Genomic DNA, 19,856 nt, shown 5'->3' with positions numbered 1-19,856 from the left:
CGGACCTCCAACGCCCGCACCCCCTGCGAAAGTTCCCATTGGTCCCAACATGAAGCCGCATCTTCACAGCTTTGTCACGCTTGTCACATCTTGTTGTCATTAACGGTGACAGGTTCCGTAGCTTGGAAGGGTCAGCAGTCCGAGCTAGGAGAACCAATGCCGCAACCCAACCAATCCGCCACAGTTCCCACCGACTCGCACAGCCCGCCAGGAAAGAAGCCATCCTTCCTGAGCAACCTCGGGGCGGACCTTCCGGCATCGCTCGTCGTCTTCCTTGTAGCCCTCCCGCTTTCCCTGGGTATTGCCGCAGCCTCAGGTGCTCCGATCATGGCCGGTCTCATTGCCGCAGCCGTCGGCGGCATCGTGGCAGGCAGTCTGGGCGGCTCCCCACTGCAGGTGAGCGGCCCCGCCGCCGGACTGACCGTCGTCGTTGCCGGTCTTGTAGATGAGTTCGGCTGGCAGGTGACGTGCGCCATCACCGCTGCTGCCGGCGTCGTGCAGCTACTCATGGGTGTCAGCCGAATTGGCCGGGCAGCGCTGGCGGTTTCGCCGGTGGTGGTCAAGGCCATGCTCGCAGGCATTGGGATCACCATCATCCTGCAGCAACTCCATGTGCTTCTCGGCGGTCAAGCTGCTGGGTCCGCCATCGAAAACCTCACAGGCCTTCCCGCCGCCATCACCAACGTAGAGCTGCACTCGGCGCTGCTGGGACTCGCCGTCGTCGCGATTCTTTTGACGTGGAAGTTCCTCCCGGCCGCGGTGCGGAAAATCCCCGGGCCGCTTGCCGCCGTCGTCGCGGTGACGGCTCTGTCCGTCGCGGTTGCGCCAAGCGTGGAGCGCATCAGCTTCAGCGGCTCCATCTTCGACGCTATCGCACTTCCCAGCCTGCCCGAGGGTAACTGGCGCGCGGCTGCCATGGCCATCATCACGGTGGCCCTGATCGCGAGCATCGAATCGCTCCTGTCAGCCGTCGCCGTGGACAAGATGGGCGGCTCGCGGACCAATCTCAACCGGGAACTGGTGGGCCAAGGTTCCGCGAACGTCGTCTCCGGCATGCTGGGGGGCCTCCCCGTCACCGGTGTGATTGTCCGCAGCGCAACCAACGTTGAAGCCGGAGCGAAGAGTCGCAATTCCGCAATCCTGCACGGCATGTGGGTCCTGGTGTTTTCGGCCCTCTTCGCCGGACTCATCCAACTGATTCCGCTGGCCGTGCTCGCCGGACTCCTGCTGGTGATCGGCGCCAAACTCATCAAAGTTGCGGACATCCGCACCAGCCTCCGCACCGGCGACCTCCTCGTCTACAGCGTCACCTTGGTCTGCGTGGTGGTCCTCAACCTCCTTGAAGGCGTCATCATTGGCCTGGCACTCGCCGCCCTCTGCGTGCTGTGGCGTGTGCTCCGGGCACAGATCCAAGCGCACGCCCCCTCCGCTGGAGCGCTGCCATGGCGCGTCACCATCGCCGGCTCGTGCAGCTTCTTCGCGCTGCCCCGGCTCAACCGGGTCCTCCATTCCGTGCCCGAAGGCCAAGACGTCGTAGTTGAACTCAACGCCGATTACCTTGACCACGCCTTCCGCGAAGCCTTGGTCGCCTGGCAAAAGCAGCAGCGCAACACCGGCGCGTCGGTGATCCTCGAAGAACACGGCACCACGGCATTCAGCGACGCCGAGGACAACACCCCACAGCGCCAAGACCCGCGCGAGTTCCCGCTGCCGCCCCGCACGTCCTGGTTGCCTTCCGGAGCCACCCCAGCGGACGACGACGGCGGGCGGCTGCCGCTACGGTCAATCCTCCTTGGGATCGACAAGTACCACCGGCGGCACGCGGACAAGGTCCGTCCCCTTGTTCAAGATCTCACCGAAGGACAGAACCCGGACACGCTCTTTGTTGCCTGTGTTGACTCCAGGGTCAATCCCAACCTGATCACCAGCAGCGGACCGGGCGACCTCCTCACACTCCGGAACATTGGCAATGTGGTGTGCAATGACGGCAGAGATGCCTCGATCGACTCTGCACTGTCCTTCGCCGTCAAGGGATTGTCCGTGGACTCGATCGTGATCTGTGGACACTCCAACTGCGGCGCGATGAAAGCGGTTATTGCCGATGCCGAAGGGGCTGCCCCTGACATGGGCAGCGGCTTCGATGCATGGCTGGAGCACGCCCGGCCGAGTTACTCTGCCCTGTTGGCCGGCCACCCTGTGGCACTTGCTGCTGCGGCTGAGGGCTACAGTCGACTCGACCAATTGAGCATGGTGAACGTGGCCCTTCAACTCCGGAAGCTGGAAGAACACCCGGTCACCGGACCTGCCCTGGCATCCGGTCACGTGCAGGCCACCGGCTTGTTCTATGACATTTGCACGGCACGGGTTGTCTTGGTGACCCCGGTGGGCATTGAGCAACTGGATCCGAGCATGGCGGTTCGCGCGTAGTTCCTTAGGGTGCGCCGGACCGCCGGACCGCCACCACCCACTTTGAGCTGCATCCAGCCCCGGCACGCTCCTCATGGCGGCGTGTCGGGGCTGCTGCAATTTCAGAGTGGGTGGTGGAGGTACAGGTGCCCGCTGGTTTCAAACGACGAGCGCCGGGTACGGGGATTAACCAGGGCAACGTGCGTAATACTGGATTCAGAAACCACAATTTCCGGCAGGCGAGGGCTGCCATGTGAGGAGGTGGCGGGGACGTGAACACCGAGAACAACCCCTTCAGGCGGAAGCTCGAGCGGGGCGCCGAACTGCGGGCGGTGCGGTCCTGGGGCGGGAACGCCGAGGAAGACGCAGAGCTCGAGGCCGCGGATGCCGAAGAACGCGAGAAACGCCGCAAAGTAGACGACGCAGCGCGGGTTGAATACCTCATCCGGAACGCCCAGAAACAAGGCAAATTCGACAACCTCAAGTACGCCGGCAAGCCAATCCCCGATCTTGGGGAGCACTATGACCCCGACTGGTGGGTCAAAGGGCTCATTCAGCGCGAACGGCTCAGCGGGATCGGACCGCCCGCCATTTTGCTGCGAATTGAGGACTCGGAGCTCGACGCCAAGTTGGACCAGCAGTACACCGAGAAACAGGTCTGGGACATCCTGGAAGATTTTAACAAACGCGTGGTCGAAGCCCGGCGGCAACTACAGGGCGGCCCTCCCGTGATCACCAAGCTCCGTGAGGTGGAGGCGGAGGTGGAAAGGTGGCGGGAGCGTAGGGACACGGCAGCCCCACCGGATTCGGAACCCGCACGAGAAGCTCACCGGACATGGTGGCAGCGCCTCTGGAACGGCTCCGGATGACCCAACCGAGTCGCAGTTAAGGGCGTTTTCAGCGCGCTCAGAACGGCCTCAACTGGTACCTACTTGGGCGGGGACGGCAGAAAACAGCAGCCGACGGCGAAACTCGCGTTCCGCCGTCGGCTGCTGTTTTGCGGGTGGGGCCTTTAGGCGAAGCTGTCTTCCTTGGCCTCCGGGGCAGCTGGAGTCGGCTTCCGAGCGATCAGGGCCGAGAGGTGAGCCTGCTGCTGGCGGAAGTGGCCGTGGGCGGTGAGGCCGAATTCGTAGGCGGACTCGGCGTGCTGGGTGAGGTCCACTCCGGTGACTTCGTGCTCCAGGGGAACCCGGAATCCGATGGTCTTGTGAATGATCCGGCCGATCACCAGCGTGCCCAAACCGGACAGCGCGATGGTGATCAGCACGGCAACTGTCTGTGCGATGAGCTGCTGCGGGCCGCCACCGTACAGAAGGCCTCCAGCGGTGCCCGCGGTGGGGAAGGCGATGAAACCCAACGAGAGCGTGCCGATGACGCCGGCGCCGAAGTGGACGCCCACTACGTCCAGGGAGTCGTCGAAGCCGAACTTGTACTTCAGGTCAACGAAAACCGCGCACGCGGCACCGGCAACCAGGCCAAGGCCGAGGGCAGCGAGGGGGCTGATGTTGGCGCAAGAAGGTGTGATGGCAACCAGACCGGCCACCACGCCGGACGCTGCACCCAGCGATGTCGGGTGACCGTGACGGACTTTTTCCACAACGAGCCAGCTGAGCATTGCCGCCGCGGGTGTGACCAAGGTGTTGATCCAGATGAGCCCTGCTTGCTCGGGAGTGGTTGCTGCGCCGCCGTTGAATCCGAACCAGCCAAACCAGAGAATGGCTGCGCCGATCATGATGAACGGGACGTTGTGCGGGCGGTGGTTGGGGTCCTTGGCGAATCCGTGACGCTTTCCCACGATCAATGCGAGGACGAAAGCGGCGGTTCCGGAACTGACTTCAACCACTGCCCCACCGGCGAAGTCGATGACTTGGCCGAAGATTTGGGTAATGGCACCCCCGGCGCTCATGAGCCCACCGCCCCAGATCATGTAGGCGAGCGGGCAGTACACCACGGTGATCCAGATCGGTACGAACAGTGCCCACGCGCCGAACTTGGCGCGGTCGGCAATAGCTCCGCTGATCAGGGCCACAGTGATGATGGCGAAGGTGGCTGCGAAGCCGGCCTTGATGAGATCGGGCGACCCGATCAGATCCTGCAGGCCGAAGTGCGCAAAGGGGTTGCCGAACAGGCCGAGGAAGCCGTCGCCGGTGGTCATCGAGTAGCCCCAGAGGATCCACACCACACCGACGATGCCGGCTGAGATGAAGCTCATCATGATCATGTTGAGCGCTGCCTTGGCGCGGGTCATGCCACCGTAAAACAGGCCGAGGCCGGGGGTCATGAACAGCACCATTGCCGCCGACAACATCATCCAGACGTGTTGCGCAGAGATCTCCACCTGCGTTCCCTTCTCATTGAGTCCAACCCCCCGATCAATATTCGGTGAGCTATGTTTCCGACTCAGAAGAGCTAAGTTGCAGGTAAGTTACAGAAATCCCCCGTGCGTGAAGATCACGTCACTACCATGTTTCGGGAATGTTAACGGCGCTTCTCACGGGGCCCGGCGGGGTAGCCTCCCCGGCGGCTGGCGATGATGATTACCAGGGCGATCGCGGTGGGCAGGGCCGCAGCCAAGGGCACTAATTGTGCACCCACCGAGGTAAGAGCGAAAGCTCCATAGACAGCCCCGACGGCGATGCCCAGCTGGATGGTCACCACGGTGAGACCGTTGGCAGCATCCTTGTGCTCACCGCCGGCACGGAGAATCGCGGCCTGGTTGTAGATGCCCACCGCGCCGAACGCGATGCCCCACAGCGTCATCAACCCGAACGCGCCCACCCAGGTGCCGCCAAGTGCGGGCAGCAGAGCGAACGCCAGAGTCAAGAGTCCGACGGCGGCAATCACCGAGGTGCGCGGGCGGGAGTCAGCGGTCATACCGGCAATCCAGATACCCACCAGGCTGGCAATTCCCACCACGGACAGCGAGATGCTGGTGGCGGATTCCGGCAGTCCGGAGGCGAGCAGGAACGGCGCTACGTAGGTGAACAGCGTGAAATGGGCCAGCAACAAGAGAGGCCACGCGATGGCGATGGCGACGACGCCGGGCAGCTTCATGGCTGCCCGGAGGGAGGGAGTCTCCTGGCTGGCTTGGTCATGGGCGCCGGGGAGGAGCCAGAACGCCAGAACCGCCAGCAGGACACCTACTCCAGCCAGGACCAGGAACGAGGCACGCCAGGTCATGAGGGAACCCATCAACGTTCCAATGGGAGCGCCAACGGCCAACGCGATGCTGTTGCCGCTGAAGACCACAGCCATGGCCTTGCCCACGGAATGAGCGGGAACGATGCGGGCAACATACGGTGCCATGCTGGACCACAGCATGCCGTGCGCGATGCCGCCAAGGAGTCGCGCCCCGATCGCCCAGCCCAATGTAGGGCTCAAGGCCAGGAGGACGTTGCTGAGCGCAAATGCCAGCACGGTGGCGATCAGCAGAGTTTTGCGGGGAACCCGTCCGGCAAGGAACCTGGAGAGCGGCAGGGCGGTAAAGACGATGATCGCAGCATAGACCGCAGTCAGCGAACCGACAGCGGATTCGTCCACTCCCAAATCACGGCTGATTTGGGGGAGCAGGCCAGAGGGCAGGAGCTCGGTGGTCACTGCCGTGAAGCCGGCTGCAGCCAGTACCAACAGTCCGCCCCACGGGATCTTCTTCGGTTGCTGCGTTTCTGCACGCGACGCCTTGGAAGATGGCGTACCGACGATCACGGGGTCCTGCTTCAAAGATGGCTCCTCTGGAATGAGTCATGAGTTATTTCATGGGGTTCCTACAACGTTATGCAGCCACGGCGATGCGAGGGAGTCTCTGTCAGAAACCCCCTCCGGTTAGCAACACACTTTGTCGGTCAGCCATTCCTCGCGCAGACTGGGCCTGTGAAGCCCTTTCTCTTGCTGGCCACCCGCGCCGAAGACGCCGCAACCGATGACGAGTACCAGGCCTACCTCAGGTACTGCGGCCTGAAACCGGAAGAATTGGTCCGTATCCGGCTGGAATCCGGGCCTTTGCCGCCCCTTGAGCTGTCCGATTATTCCGGTGTGATCGTCGGCGGCAGCCCCTATACCTCCAGTGATCCTGTGGAGGAGAAGAGCGCAGACCAGATCCGGGTTGAGACGGAACTCTCATCGCTGCTGGACCTAATCGTGGCCGAGGACTTCCCTTTCCTGGGTGCCTGCTACGGCGTCGGGACGTTGGGCGTGCATCAGGGCGCCGTCATTGATCGTCGTTTTGGTGAAGCAGTAGGGCCGACTGAGATCACCCTGACCGCCGAGGGAGAACTCGATCCCATGCTTCGGGGCGTCCCGCACTCCTTCGAAGCCTTCGTTGGGCATAAGGAAGCGTGCAGCGAACTTCCCGAGCATGCCGTGTTGTTGGCCAGTTCAGCTGCATGCCCGGTGCACATGTTCCGCATCAAGAACAATCTCTACGCCACGCAGTTCCACCCCGAACTGGACGCCGACGGCCTGATCACCCGCATCAACATCTACAAGAACTCCGGCTACTTCCCGCCCCACGCAGCCGATGAACTCATTGAAACAGCACGCCGATCTTCCGTGACCGAACCAATGCGGGTGCTCAGGAACTTCACCGAGCGCTACGCCCGCTAAACCATCTTTGTTTTGTGGGGCCTGCTTTGCGCGCTTCGACCAAGGAATAGCGCGCAAAGCGGGCCTCGCACCGCAAACGCTCGACGGCGGTAGTCGCCGTCGAGCGTTAGTGTCCCCAAGGTGCGGCTACGTGAGCCGGGCCGCCAGGTCCTCCCCAACAGCGAAGGCACGCGTGATCGCCGAGCCGAGTGTGGCCCCGCCGCCGGGGTAGTTATTGCGGAACACCCCGGCTGAGACGTTGCCCGCAGCGTATAGCCACGGGATGGGTGATTGCCGGTGGTCGAGCACCCGGCCTTTGAAGTCCGTTGCCAAACCGCCCGACGTCCCCAGCACTCCGGCATGGATGGGAACCGCATAGAACGGCGCTGCAAGCAAAGGCGCCAAGCAGGGGTTGGGCGTGTTGCCGGCGTCGCCCAGGAAACGGTCCTGCGGAGTGGCGCCGCGTCGGAATTCTGTGTCCACCCCGTGGGCAGCGTCCTCGTTGAACCGGGCAACCGTAGCGTCCAGACCGGCAGGGTTGATGCCCACTTCCATCGCCAACAATTCGAGGCTCGGCGCGGACACCATCCATTCGGCGGGCTCACCCGGAGTGGAACCCGCCACGGAGTACGTGGCTAAGTAATTCGAGTCGAAAACCAGCCACGCCGGGTTGTTCTGCTGCCGTCCGGTGTGGGGATTGATGGATGCGAAAACCCGGCTGACATCGTGATAGTTGAGGGCCTCGTTCACAAACCGCTTCCCGTCACTGTTCACAGTGATGGACCCTGGGAGCGTCATCTCAACATTGCCCATCCGGCCCGAACGCTGCCGATCGTACTGGTGTGCCGCCGTCGAAATGACCGGCACGCCCCACACCGCAGACATGTCCTCCACAGCCGCCCCGGCCTTCAGCCCAAATTCCAGGCCGTCGCCCTCGTTGGACGGGGCGCTGATCGGCGTCACCGGGTAGGGCAGGAAAGCATTGCGGAGCCGCGGGTTCCATTCGAACCCGCCGGAGGCAAGCACGACGGCGATCGCGGCCACGCGCGCGCCGGCAACCCCACCGAGACCCACGTTCCACCCGGTGCTGGAGGGCGACAGTTCCTCCACAGGACTGGAGGCAACAATGTGAACGCCGCGGTCCAAAGCACTCGCAACGAGGCTGCCCACAAGTGCGCCGCCCATGGTCCGGATCCCGGCGGATGCCCGGCGCGCCAGGAGCGCAGAATCTGCGGCGCGGCCGTTGAGTTCGTCCCGCTCCGTCATGGTGAGCAACGGGAAATACGACGACGGCCGGATCAGCTCTGACAAGCCCGCGTAATCCCGGGGATCAAAGGCGCTGTTGTCCAAGCCGCGGCCACCGTTTGCGGACCCTTTCCACTCCATGTGGTAGTCCGGACGGGCGATCGGAACCATGGAAACCTTCGTGTTCCGGTTGAGGAACTCCACGGCCCGCGGCGCCGTGGCGACGTACCACTCAATCTCCTCGGCCGTCATCACGTGTCCGGCTGCCTCCGAAAGGTAAGCAACGCCGTCGGCATGGCTGTCCTGGTAGCCGGCAGCTTTGGCGAGGTGATTGTTCGCTACCCACATCACGCCGCCCCCTGCGGCTGTTGTCCCACCCAACAAGGCCGCCTTTTCCACAACCAGGACAGTCAAACCCGCATCCGCCGCGCGGACAGCGGCTACCAGCCCAGCCGCGCCGCTGCCCATCACCACGACGTCGTAGCTGGAGTTGAGCTCTTCCGGTGCTGTGAGGATTGACGTGCTCATGCGGAGTTTCCTGCCGGGAGTTGAATGAGGATCTTGCCGATCTTTTCCGTGCGGCCCTGCATGAGGCGGTAGGCCTGCTGGAGATCCGCAAACGCAAAGCGATGGGTCATCAGCGCCTGAGCCTGTTCCGGGTGACGGGCCAGCAATGCGAGGCCGTCGGGAAGGAGGTTCAGGCTCATCCTGCTGCCCATGATGTCCAGTTCCTTGTAGGGGATGTCCTTCATGGAGACGTTGGCCTGCCTCGGCGAGATTCCCACCTGAACGATCCTCCCGGCGCTGGCCACCAAGCGGATGGCGTTCTCAAGGGAGGACGGAACCCCCGTAGCTTCGATGACCAATTGGGGTCCGTAACCATTGGTGAGTGCCTCCACTCGGGGAGCTTGATGTGCATCCGGGAAATCGCTCCCGGGCGTCACCAGCAGGGTTTCCGTAGCGCCGAATTCGACGGCGAGATCCAGCCGGTGCTGCTCGGTGTCCGCGCAGAGAACATTGATCCCGAGCTCTGTCAGATACAGTGTGGCCAACAAACCGATGGGACCACTGCCCAGCACCAGCGCGGTTTCTCCCGACTCGGGCCGGCCGCGGTTGACTGCCTGCATGGCGATGGATGCCGGCTCGCCCATGGCTGCCATATCCAACGGAAGTCCGTCCGGCACCGGGCAGAGCTTGTCCACGGGGACACTGATGAGTTCAGTAAGGGCCCCGTCCGAGTAGCATCCCAGGCAGCCAACGTTTTGGCAGACGTTGTAACGCCCTGTGAGGCACGGACGGCACTCGCCGCAGTAAATGATGGGGTTGACGGCCACACGGTCGCCGATGCTGATGCCGTGGTTTTCACCCGGAGCGAGTTCCTCCACAATTCCAGAAAATTCGTGACCTTGGATAAGGGGCAACTCTGTGGGGTAGTCGTCTTCCCAGATGTGGAGATCGGTGCCGCAGAGGGTGACGTTGTGGACCCGGACCAGGGCGTGGCCGGGTTGAAGGGTGGGTTGGGGGGTTTCCCGGAATTCGATGGTCTCCTTCGAGACGGTGATCGCGGAAAGCACAGCAGGCCCTACTTCTGCGCGGGCTGGGCGGACGGAACGGCGGGCACCGCAGGGTCAGCACCGAAGAAGATGTTCCACTGGCGCACGGTCCGTTCCTGGATGAGCCCGGCCTGTCGGAAGGGATCCTGGTCCATGAGGGCTTCGACGTCGGCCTTGGAGTCGCCGGCGATGATCAGCAATGCGCCGGGAGTTTCCTCGGGACCGAAGGGTCCGCTCTTCAGGAGGCGGCCGCCGTCGAACTGGGCTTTGAGGAATTCAACGTGAGAGGGGCGGACCGTGTCCCGGCTGGCGGATGTAGTGGGGGAGTAGGCATAGGTGACAGCAAACGTGGCCATGAGGTTGTCCTCTTCATTGAGTGAGTGGTGGCTTTCCTCAATGGTGTGCAACCCATTAGGTGTTGTCCAATACTTAGTTGATCTCTAACTATGTTCAAAACACGCATAATGGCTAGTTGGCGGGGGTGGGAAGGACTTCCTCGGCCAACTTGAGCGCTGCGCGGACTGCCGGCGATGAGGCCTCCGGGTTCCAGGCGAGCCCCGAAAGCAGCAGGACGTCTTCACCTTCCAAGGCGAGGAAGGCGGTCCCGGCAGGCATGATTTCCTGGATGGATTCGGGCATCAGGCTGATGCCCACTCCGCCCGCCACCAGCGAAAGCGCCGTGTATGGATCGGCCACTTCCTGACTGATTCGTGGCCGGAACCCCGCGGCGGCGCAGGCGGCGAAAGTGACGTCCCGGAGAGTGGACCCTTGCGCCGCAGGCATGGTGATGAAAGGGTCCCCCGCGAGTTCGGCCATCTTCACCGAGGCCTGCCCGGCAAACGGATGGTCCGCAGGCACCGCAACCCCCAATCGCTCAGTGGCAATCCGGCGGGTGGCCAAAGACGGTGCATCGATGGGAAGGCCGATGAAAGCCAGATCCAAGGCGTTGTTGCTTAGCTGATGGAGCGCTTCCTGCGTCAGCAGCCCGCCCTGGAGTGTCACCTCCAGCTGCGGGAAATGCTGACGAAGGGCGCGTGTCAACGGCGGAAGCGTGGTGTGGTTCAACGCCCCGGAAAAGCCAATGGCGAGCTTGCCATAAACCGTCCCCTTGCCGGCGTTCACTGCCCGGCGGGCCAAGTCCACTTCTTCGAGGATTCTCCGGGCATGCGGCAGCAGCGAATGGCCCGCCGCCGTCAGCGTGACAGACCGGGTGTTGCGATCGAACAGCGCCGCCCCCAAGCCTTTTTCGAGCTTCATGATGGTCTGGCTCAGGGGTGACTGCGCCATCCGGAGTCGCTCCGCCGCACGGCCGAAGTGAAGTTCTTCGGCGACAGCCAGAAAGGCCTCAATTTGCCGCAGTTCCACGTTGCCTCCCGCATTTTCCACGTCAAGTGCAAGGCTATATTGGGTTTCAGGTCCGGGGTGGCCGGGTGGCACGGGAGGAAACAGGAGGCATCATGGCTAACTCAGCGTCGGGGGAGTCCGTCATTGAGCGCGTGGTCAAGATCATGGATGCCTTTTCCAAAGGCCAGCCATGGCTACCCCTGAAGGAAATGGTCCGGATTACCGGGATGTCCAGCAGTACCGTGCATCGTCTGGCCATGGACTTGGCCGCGAACGGACTTTTGGAGCGCAATGCTGCGGGGGAGTTCGGTGTTGGGATGAAAATGTGGGAGCTGGCATCGCGAAGCAATCCTCTGGAGGAGTTCCGCCGTCGAGGTTTGCCGTTTCTGGAAGGTGTTCATGCGGCCGTCCGGGAGCATGTGTCGTTGTCCATACCGGACGTCGAGAACAACAGCGTGCTGTACCTGGAGCGTCTGGACCGGCATGGAACGGTCATGAACCTGGCCGAGGTGGCGGGCCGCCTGGACATCCACACCACATCCTCCGGGATGGCCATGATGGCGCACATGCCGGGCTGGGTGCAGGACCGTTTCCTGGCCGGGAAGCTGGAAAAGACGACGCCGGCTACCGAAACAGATCCTGCAAGAGTCAGAGCCAACCTCGCGCTCATCCGGGAGCGTGGCTACGCCCGGTTGGTCGGCGTCCTCGTCTCGGAGAACACGGCCTATTCCGTGCCGGTGTTCGGCCAGGGCCAGGCGGTCATTGGTGCCATTTCCGTCGTCGTGCCTTCCGTGGATGAAGACGCCGGGTTGATCTTGCCCGTGCTGGTAGCGGCAGGGCGCGGCCTGTCCCGAACCATGGGTGCTGAGCGCCGGCCGTATGGGTCACGCCCGTGGCTGGCCCACGCAAGCACTGACTAAGCCTGGTCCGGTAGGCAGCGTCCGGTAGGCAGCTGTCCCGTTGAACGGGAAGTTTCCCCTCGGCATGTGACTTGGGTCCTACAGTCGATCTCAGAGGAACTATCGCCCGTGATCTGGAGCATACGTCCTGGATTCGTCACCAGCGGACACAGGATGGGCTGCCCAACAAAGCGGCAGCCGGCGATTCGTGACTCATCTAATTCTTTGCCGGGCTAGGCACCATGGCGGTGCCGCTTCCCGCGCACTCAATGAGGAGACAGTATGGGAAACGTGCAGCAGCACTCGCCCTCGGAAGTAAACCCGGCAGCGCCGGTTGAGCACGTCAAAATGCCCAAGAAGGCGGCCCTGGCCTCCTTCCTGGGATCCACTCTGGAGTACTACGACTTCTTCATCTACGGCACCGCAGCCGCCCTGATTTTCCCCAAGATCTTCTTCCCGGGCGGAGACCCGGTGGTGGCACTCCTTGGAGCGATGGCCACGTTCGGCGTCGGGTACCTGGCCAGGCCGTTGGGTGGCCTGGTGATGAGCCACTACGGGGACAAGATCGGCCGTAAGCAAGCGCTGATGATCACACTGGTAATCATGGGTGTAGCCTCGATCGGCATCGGATTCCTGCCGACTTACGGACAAATGGGTTACTGGGCAACAGCGTTGTTGCTGCTGGGCCGCTTGGCGCAGGGCTTCTCCGCCGGGGCCGAATCTGCCGGTGCCTCCACGCTCACCATGGAGCACTCACCGGAGGGCCGCCGCGCCTTCTTCACCAGCTTCGTCATGACTGGCTACGCCTCAGGAATGGTGTTGTCCACCATCGTCTTCATCCCACTGGCGGCGTTGCCGGAAGAGCAGCTCCTCAGCTGGGGTTGGCGAGTACCGTTCTGGCTCTCCGTAGTGGTCCTGGCAGTGGCCTACTGGATCCGGACGCGCCTGGATGAGCCGCCTGTCTTCGAAGAGATCGTGGAGCACAACAAGCCCAAGGCGATCCCCGCCGTCGCGGTTTTCAAGACGCAGTGGCGTGACGTCCTGCGCGTCGGCGTGGTGATGCTGTTCTCCGTTATGCAGACCACCTTCACCGTGTACGCCCTGGCCTACGCCACCGGACCGGCCGTGGGCATCGACCGCACGCTCATGCTCACCGTGAACGCCGTAACAATCGGCCTCTCCATGGTGACCATTCCCATCTCCGCCATGATCTCGGACCGCATTGGCCGCAAGAAGGTCCTTCTGGTGGGAGCCCTTGGCTGCGCGCTGACCACCATTGGCTACTTCTGGGCCATCAGCGAACAGAACATCCCCATGGTCTTCCTGTTCGGCTTCCTGAACATGACCGTCTTCTACTCCTGCTGGAACGGTGTGTGGACTGTCTTCTTCCCCGAGATGTTCCCGGCAGCTGTCCGCTACTCCGGCATGGCGATCGGCAGCCAGATCGGCCTCATCCTGGCCGGGTTTGCTCCCGCAATCGCGACGCTCCTTGCGCAGCCGGGCCCCAACGGTTGGTGGCCTGTAGCGGGCTTCACCATCCTCTGCCTGGTAGCTTCGGCCATCGCCATCATGACAGCGCGGGAAACCTACAACGTCCCGCTCGAGGACCTCGGTAAGCCCCGCACCGCCGCTAAGTAGACCGATATTGCACGACGCCGGGCGGTACCTTTTGTCCGCCCGGCACCGCGCTGACGCCCACTAACGCCGCGCTTCCCATGGTGCGCCGCGCCCCTGACACAGGCGCTCGCCATATCAGTAATCACCTCAACGACTCATGCCCTGAAAGTTGGATACCCATGACTTCGTCAGCAACCGCACCCCGAACCTTCCGCGTTGGAATCGCGGGTTGCGGGGCCATTTCCCGAAACCACCTGGAAGCGTTCCGTGCCTTGGACAACGTGCAGATCGTGGGCGTTTGCGATGTGGATGCGGACCGGGCAAGGGCAACAGCCGAAGCCTGGGGCATACCGAATGCGGCAACAAGCGTGGAGGAACTCCTCGCCTTGGGCCTGGACATCCTCTCCGTGTGCACGCCCCACCCCACCCACGAGGACGTGGTGCTGCAAGCCGCGGCTGCCGGGGTGAACGTCCTCTGCGAAAAGCCCATCGCCACCAAGCTGGAGTCTGCCGAACGCATGGTGGCAGCCTGCCATGAGTCCGGGGTCCAACTCGGGGTTCTTTTCCAGCGCCGCTTCTGGCCGGCGTCGCAGAGGATCCGCAGCGCAATCGACGACGGCACGCTGGGTCGCGCCATCATGGCCCAATGCTCCGTGATGCTGCACCGTGCCCCGGACTACTACAACCGGGACGCCTGGCGCGGCACCTGGGAGAGCGACGGCGGCGGGGTCCTGATGTCGCAGGCCGTCCACCAGATTGACCTTCTCCAGTGGTACTTGGGGGACGTTGCCGAGGTTTATGGCAAGGTCAATACCTACCGTCACGGCGACTATATAGAGGTTGAAGATTCCGCGACGGCGGTGATCACCTTCACCTCCGGCGCCATGGCAACACTGGAAGCCTCCACCGCGGTGTCGCCCAACCTCGGAATCCAGCTCCGCATCACCGGTGAAACAGGGGCTTCGGCTTCCCTGACAGAGTTCCCCGAAGGCAGCGACGGCAGACTGGACCTGTGGGCGGTGGGCGAGCGAATCGTCGTCGAGCCTGTCCACCCGGAAGGCATGGAGCCGAACGTCGATCTGTCCATCATCAACGGCCAGCTCATTCCGTTCCACAAACTGCAAGTCCAGGATTTTGTCCAGGCACTCGAAGACGGTACGGAACCGGCCATCACCGGCAAAGACGCACTGAAGTCCTTGCGGATCCTGCTGGCCATTTACGAATCCTCACGCACCGGCCAACCCGTCCGCTTCGCACCCGTACACCCCGCCCACGCAGCCATTCCCTCCGCCCGCCCAGCGACCAACCGGCTGCGAAGCGCCCAGAAGGTGGCGAGCTAAGCATGTCTTTTTCACCATCAGCAGCATCACCACTGACCCTGGGCCGCAACGGCCGCTCCCCCAAGACCCTTCGCAATCGCCTCGCCTCGGCCCCGATGGAACGCAACTACGGCACCACGGACGGCTTCATCACCGACCAATACATCGACTACCTCGTGACCCGCGCCAAGGCCGGCCTAGGTATGGTCACCACCGAAGCCACCTATGTCCGGGCGGACGGCAAAGGCCGCACCCACCAACTCGGCCTGCACACCGATGACATGATTCCCGGACTCCGCCGCCTCACCGATGCCCTGCACGCCGAAGGTGCGCTGGCCGCCGTCGAACTTAATCACGGCGGCCGCACCGCGCAATCGGCAGTTTCGGGCTTCAAGAACCTCGCGCCGTCACCGGTTCCATGCCCGACGGCGGGTGGTGAAGTTCCGCGGGAACTCACCGCCACTGAGTGCTACGAAATCGTGGAGGCCTATGGGGCTGCGGCCCGCCGCGCGGTTGCCGCCGGGTTCGACGTGATCAACTTGCACGGCGCCCACGGATACCTGATCCATCAGTTCATGTCGCCTATTTCGAACCACCGCACGGATGAGTTCGCGGCGCCGGAGTTCTTCATGAACCTGGTCATTGACACCGTGCGGCAGGCCGTTCCGGACACGATCGTGGGCATGCGTGTCTCGGTCGTTGAAGGTCCGGCCGACGGTATCAGCGCTGAGCAGCAAGTGGACATCATCGCCAAGGGCCATCTGGAGAAGTTGGACTTCCTGGACATTTCCGCGGGCAGCTACGACGCCGGTGAATGGATTGTGCAGTCAGGAGAATGGAAGCCCGGAATCCTGGCCGACTACGCCAAGGCCTACCGGAAGTTCGGAATCCCGCTGGGCATGGCCGGGCGGCTCAACAGCCCGGAGATCATCGAGGAAGTCCTGTCCCAAGGCACCTGCGACTTCGTCAGCCTGGCCCGCGCCATCCATGCCGATCCCGCCTTCATTGGCGGTGTGTTGCGTGGCGATCGCTACCGCCCCTGCATCGCCTGCAACGTGTGCATCGACAACCTTGGCCTGGGACAAGTCACCTGCACGGTCAACCCCGCCGTTGGGCGATCACGGGTCCCGGTTCCAACACCAGCCGTTCACCCCTCTTCCCGGGTGCTGGTGGTGGGTGCCGGACCTGCCGGCCTCACCGCTGCCCGCGAACTCGCCGAAGCCGGCGCCAGCGTGACGTTGATGGACGACGGCGTGCGGCCCGGCGGGCAATTCGCGCTCGCTGAGCGCATGAAGTCGACGCCGGACTTCCACCGCTTTGCAGACTGGTCCGGCGCGGAAAACGAGCGCCTGGGCGTTGAGGTCCGCTTGGGAGTCCACATGGACATGTCCGACGCCGGCACGCTGGCCCGCGATTTCGGCGCAGATGCAGTGGTGATCGCAACGGGCGGGGCGCGCCCTGCTCCCGAGTTCATAGGCGGCGACTCTCCACGGGTTTCCGACATCCGGGATTGGCTCACCGCGCACCCGGAGGTCCTTGACGGCAGAGCACCGGAGGCGGTGACGATTTGGGGCGCGGATTCTGTTGCCATGAGCGTGGCCGACACCCTTGCCGCACTCGGTACCGCCGTGCTGATCGTCGGGCCACAGGAAGCCCTGGCTCCGGAATCCGGGCGGCGGGCCAAGATCCTCGCAGTGCCCCGACTTGAAGCCAACCCGAAGGTACGGATCTTCCTCTCCAGCACCATAGAGGAGTTTGATGGCACCGGTGAGTTTGGCGGTAGCCGGGTACGGATCAGGCGCGCCGGTGTGGAGGACGAATGGATTGACGCGCCGGGGGAGCTCTTGGTCTCGCGTTCGGTGCTGCCGCTGGACGGGGCTTCGACACTGGAGCAACGGGAAGCCGGGCTCAGCTTTGCCGCGTCAGTCCCCGTCGCCGTCGCCGGGACGGTGGTCGACAGGACGCCGGCCATCGTGTCCAACGCGGTGAAGAGTGGCTACGACGCAGCCCAGCGTATTGCCGCCGCGCTGGCCCGCACCCCCTCCGCCGATGTCGCCCCCACCCCCTCCGCCGACGTCGCCCCCACTCCCTCCGCCGAGTTCGCGGGAACGGTGTCAGACCGCCGGAGAGTTCCGGCGAATTCGCAGCATTCCGACGACCTCACCAACACCCAGCATGACGTCACCCTGAACGGAGCCCGAAAGTGACCACACCAACGCGCCGGCTGGGGATTGCCCAGCTCTCCCTCGTCGGAACCGCACCGCCGGATTTGGTGAGCATCGCGGCACAGGCGGGCTTCGACTTCATCGGAGCACGCGTCCGTCCTGTCACCACCACAGAGCGGCCGTATGACCTCCAGTCGGGCTCTCCAATGCTCAAGGAGACGCTCGAAAGGATGGCGGATACAGGGACCACGGTTGAAGACATTGAGTTTCTCCTTTTGGACGGCACTGGCCAGCAAAACGGGCAGGATCAGCGCGAAGCATGGCTCCAGATGATGGAAGCCGGCCAGGCCTTGGGAGCATCAACCCTGACGGTGGCCTGCGCAGACCCGGATCTCGACCGTTTCGGTGACCACCTCGCGCAGATGACTCAGGACGGAAAGGGCTACGGCATCATGCCGACGTTGGAACCTATCGCCTACCAAACCGTTCGTTCCATCCCGCAGGCAGTCACCTTGGCTCAAAGGGCGGGCTGCAGGATTGTTGTGGACGCACTCCACCTCAACCGCTTTGGCGGGACTGCTGCTCAACTCGAAGCAGCTGCGGACCTGGTTCCCTTGATTCAACTCTGCGACGGTCCTGCTGCTCCGCCGGCAAGCAGGGACGCCTTGATTACGGAGTCACGGTCGGAACGGGGTGTCCCCGGGGTGGGTGAGTTTGACCTCCGAGCCATCCTTGCGGCCTTCCCGGCGGGAACTGCGGTCAGCATCGAAACGCCATCCGACAACAGCGTGGCCGCTCTGGGCGAACTGGCCTGGGCCAAACACCTCAAAGCGGCGGCAGATTCCGTCCTCAACACCGCAGCATCCAACGTCACAGCACTTAGCAAAACAGCACTCAGCAACACAGCACTTACAGGGAGCAGCAAATGAACGGCAACCCACTCCGCACCGTGGACTGCGACGTCCTAATTGTCGGCTCAGGCGCCGGTGGGATGTCCGCAGCTGTCACGGCTGCATTCCACGGGATGAAAGTCATTGTGGTGGAGAAGGCAGAGGTTTGCGGCGGCGCGACTTCCTGGTCCGGCGGCTGGGCGTGGGCACCCGGCAACCCGTTGGCGAAAGCTGAAGGAGTCTACGAGGACAAGGAGACCTTCCGAACGTACCTCCGAGAGGTTCTTGGTGATGACTATCAAGCCGACAAAGTGGACGCCTTCCTCGAAGCGGCGCCGCATATGGTGGGCTTCTTCCACCATAAGACCTCCCTCCAGTTCGTTCCCGGAAGCAAAATTAACGACATCTATGGCAAGCTCCCCGGAGCAGGCACAGGCAACCGTTCGGTCGGTCCCAAACCGCTGAACGCCCGCACCATCAAGCCCGGCCTCAGAGCCAAGATGCGCCATCAGCTCTACGAAACCTCGTTCCTGGGCATGGGAATCATGGCAGGTCCGGACCTCAGCAAGTTCCTGTCGGCACCCCAGGGCAACCCCAAGGGCTTGTTTCACGCGGGCTGGCGCTTCGGATTCCACCTCCTGGACCTGTTGACGCACCGCCGGAACATGCAACTGGTCAACGGCACGGCGCTGACCGGCAGACTCATGAAATCCGCTGACGATCTTGGTGTGGACATCCGGGTCTCTACGCCGGCCACAGCGCTGCTCAGCGATGAAAACGGCAAGGTGACCGGCGCCGTCGTGCGTTCTCCGGAAGGTGAGTTGCAGATTAACGCGAGCCGCGGCGTCGTGCTGGCATCCGGCGGCTTTCCCAACGATGTGCAGCGGCGCAAGGAGCTGTTCCCCAAGACGCCCACCGGCCGGGAGCACTGGACGCTGTCCCCGGGCGAAACCACCGGTGATGGCATCAACCTGGCGCAGGCCGTGGGTGCACGCTTCACCACCGCAGTGAAGTCACCGGCCGCGTGGTGCCCGGTGTCCTTGGTGCCGTACCGCAACGGCAGGACAGGGGTCTTTCCGCACATTATGGACCGCGCCAAGCCAGGCAGCATCGGCGTGCGCGCCGACGGGAAGCGGTTCGTGAATGAGGCCAACGGCTACTACGACTATGTGGAGGCGCTCCTCGCAGCCACCCCTGAGGGCGAAACCGTGGAATCGTGGCAAATCGCGGACAGCCGTTTCGTCCGCAAGTTCCCTTTGGGTATGGCCAAGCCATTGCCCGTGCCGCTCTTTCCTTACTTGCGCTCCGGGTACCTCATGAAGGGGCGAACGGTGGAGGAATTGGCGACGAAATGCGGGATCGACCCCGCGGAGTTGCGCCGGACCGTTACACGCTTCAACGCAAATGCGCGTTCCGGCGTTGACCCCGACTTCGACCGTGGCGAAACCGCGTTCAACCGCTACGGCGGAGACGCCACCCACGGGCCCAACCCATCCTTGGGGCCCATCGAGAAGGGACCGTTCTATGCCGTGCGAGTGGTTCCGGGAAGCTTCGGCACCTTCGCAGGGTTGGAAACCGACGGCCGAGGGCGGGCGCTCAACAACGACGGCGATCCTATAGACGGGCTCTATGTCGCCGGCAACGATCAAGCCAATGTCATGGGCGGGCACTACCCGGCCGGTGGCATCAACCTGGGACCAGCACTGACGTTCGGGTACATCGCTGGGCGGGACCTCGCCGGCGTCGCTACCTATGAGGACGACGGCACGCTTGCGGACGTGGAGCACGCACTCTAGGAGTTCGTTGCGGGGCCCGCTTTACGTTCCTCAAGCAGGGA

At 63.4% G+C, this 19,856-nt stretch carries 15 protein-coding genes; 9 read left to right on the top strand and 6 right to left on the bottom strand.

Annotated features, from left to right (window positions below):
- The first annotated feature begins 156 nt into the window (after positions 1-156).
- A complete protein-coding gene (locus tag J7I86_RS12375; RefSeq protein ID WP_214820244.1) occupies positions 157-2,427 on the top strand; it encodes a bifunctional SulP family inorganic anion transporter/carbonic anhydrase in 2,271 nt (756 codons plus the stop codon).
- Between the two features lie 251 nt (positions 2,428-2,678).
- Positions 2,679-3,275 carry a DUF1992 domain-containing protein gene (locus tag J7I86_RS12370; RefSeq protein ID WP_214820242.1) on the top strand — a complete coding sequence of 199 codons (597 nt, stop codon included), beginning with the start codon at positions 2,679-2,681 and terminating at the stop codon, positions 3,273-3,275.
- 143 nt (positions 3,276-3,418) lie between these two features.
- On the opposite strand, the gene J7I86_RS12365 is transcribed toward J7I86_RS12370, so the two are convergent.
- Positions 3,419-4,744: an ammonium transporter gene (locus tag J7I86_RS12365; protein WP_214820240.1), complete on the bottom strand. Its 1,326-nt coding sequence runs from the start codon at positions 4,742-4,744 to the stop codon at positions 3,419-3,421.
- Between the two features lie 140 nt (positions 4,745-4,884).
- Positions 4,885-6,111, bottom strand: coding sequence for an MFS transporter (locus J7I86_RS12360; RefSeq protein ID WP_214820714.1), 1,227 nt, complete (start codon positions 6,109-6,111; stop codon positions 4,885-4,887).
- Between the two features lie 165 nt (positions 6,112-6,276).
- Between J7I86_RS12360 and J7I86_RS12355 the strand changes: the two genes are divergently transcribed.
- Complete coding sequence (locus J7I86_RS12355) at positions 6,277-7,008, top strand: glutamine amidotransferase (RefSeq protein ID WP_214820239.1); 732 nt, start codon at positions 6,277-6,279, stop codon at positions 7,006-7,008.
- A 126-nt stretch (positions 7,009-7,134) separates the two neighbouring features.
- Here the strand turns inward: J7I86_RS12355 and J7I86_RS12350 are convergent, their stop codons facing one another.
- The 4 genes from J7I86_RS12350 to J7I86_RS12335 form a co-directional block, all read right to left on the bottom strand.
- A complete protein-coding gene (locus J7I86_RS12350; RefSeq protein ID WP_214820236.1) occupies positions 7,135-8,760 on the bottom strand; it encodes an FAD-dependent oxidoreductase in 1,626 nt (541 codons plus the stop codon).
- Positions 8,757-9,806 (bottom strand): alcohol dehydrogenase catalytic domain-containing protein, encoded by a 1,050-nt coding sequence (locus J7I86_RS12345; RefSeq protein ID WP_214820234.1) that lies wholly within the window; start codon positions 9,804-9,806, stop codon positions 8,757-8,759. The genes J7I86_RS12350 and J7I86_RS12345 overlap by 4 nt, the downstream gene beginning before the upstream one ends.
- A gap of 8 nt (positions 9,807-9,814) precedes the next feature.
- Positions 9,815-10,141, bottom strand: coding sequence for a YciI family protein (locus J7I86_RS12340; protein WP_214820232.1), 327 nt, complete (start codon positions 10,139-10,141; stop codon positions 9,815-9,817).
- A gap of 112 nt (positions 10,142-10,253) precedes the next feature.
- The gene (locus tag J7I86_RS12335; RefSeq protein WP_309476727.1) at positions 10,254-11,171 is read right to left on the bottom strand and encodes a LysR family transcriptional regulator; all 918 of its coding nucleotides are present in this window, start codon (positions 11,169-11,171) and stop codon (positions 10,254-10,256) included.
- Positions 11,172-11,242: 71 nt separating this feature from the next.
- Here J7I86_RS12335 and J7I86_RS12330 point away from each other — a divergent pair, with 71 nt between their 5' ends.
- The 6 genes from J7I86_RS12330 (at position 11,243) to J7I86_RS12305 (ending at position 19,815) form a co-directional block, all read left to right on the top strand.
- Complete coding sequence (locus J7I86_RS12330; RefSeq protein WP_214820230.1) at positions 11,243-12,049, top strand: IclR family transcriptional regulator; 807 nt, start codon at positions 11,243-11,245, stop codon at positions 12,047-12,049.
- A gap of 261 nt (positions 12,050-12,310) precedes the next feature.
- Positions 12,311-13,666 carry an MFS transporter gene (locus J7I86_RS12325; protein WP_214820228.1) on the top strand — a complete coding sequence of 452 codons (1,356 nt, stop codon included), beginning with the start codon at positions 12,311-12,313 and terminating at the stop codon, positions 13,664-13,666.
- A gap of 158 nt (positions 13,667-13,824) precedes the next feature.
- Positions 13,825-14,985: a Gfo/Idh/MocA family protein gene (locus tag J7I86_RS12320; RefSeq protein WP_214820226.1), complete on the top strand. Its 1,161-nt coding sequence runs from the start codon at positions 13,825-13,827 to the stop codon at positions 14,983-14,985.
- 2 nt (positions 14,986-14,987) lie between these two features.
- Complete coding sequence (locus J7I86_RS12315; RefSeq protein ID WP_214820224.1) at positions 14,988-17,171, top strand: FAD-dependent oxidoreductase; 2,184 nt, start codon at positions 14,988-14,990, stop codon at positions 17,169-17,171.
- Positions 17,168-18,058, top strand: coding sequence for a sugar phosphate isomerase/epimerase (locus J7I86_RS12310; RefSeq protein WP_214820222.1), 891 nt, complete (start codon positions 17,168-17,170; stop codon positions 18,056-18,058). Before J7I86_RS12315 ends, J7I86_RS12310 begins: the two co-directional genes overlap by 4 nt.
- A complete protein-coding gene (locus J7I86_RS12305; RefSeq protein ID WP_214820220.1) occupies positions 18,055-19,815 on the top strand; it encodes an FAD-dependent oxidoreductase in 1,761 nt (586 codons plus the stop codon). Before J7I86_RS12310 ends, J7I86_RS12305 begins: the two co-directional genes overlap by 4 nt.
- Positions 19,816-19,856: the final 41 nt, after the last annotated feature.

Source organism: Arthrobacter sp. ISL-95 (assembly GCF_018613695.1).
In the GTDB taxonomy this organism is placed as follows: Bacteria; Actinomycetota; Actinomycetes; order Actinomycetales; family Micrococcaceae; genus Arthrobacter.
This window is presented reverse-complemented; position numbering and strand designations above follow the sequence as displayed.

Excerpts from the sequence above, each read along its gene's own strand:
- J7I86_RS12375 (WP_214820244.1), top strand. The coding sequence starts at position 157 with ATGCCGCAACCCAACCAATCCGCCACAGTTCCCACCGACTCGCACAGC.
- J7I86_RS12350 (WP_214820236.1), bottom strand. The coding sequence starts at position 8,760 with ATGAGCACGTCAATCCTCACAGCACCGGAAGAGCTCAACTCCAGCTAC.
- J7I86_RS12340 (WP_214820232.1), bottom strand. The coding sequence starts at position 10,141 with ATGGCCACGTTTGCTGTCACCTATGCCTACTCCCCCACTACATCCGCC.
- J7I86_RS12330 (WP_214820230.1), top strand. The coding sequence starts at position 11,243 with ATGGCTAACTCAGCGTCGGGGGAGTCCGTCATTGAGCGCGTGGTCAAG.
- J7I86_RS12325 (WP_214820228.1), top strand. The coding sequence starts at position 12,311 with ATGGGAAACGTGCAGCAGCACTCGCCCTCGGAAGTAAACCCGGCAGCG.
- J7I86_RS12320 (WP_214820226.1), top strand. The coding sequence starts at position 13,825 with ATGACTTCGTCAGCAACCGCACCCCGAACCTTCCGCGTTGGAATCGCG.
- J7I86_RS12315 (WP_214820224.1), top strand. The coding sequence starts at position 14,988 with ATGTCTTTTTCACCATCAGCAGCATCACCACTGACCCTGGGCCGCAAC.
- J7I86_RS12305 (WP_214820220.1), top strand. The coding sequence starts at position 18,055 with ATGAACGGCAACCCACTCCGCACCGTGGACTGCGACGTCCTAATTGTC.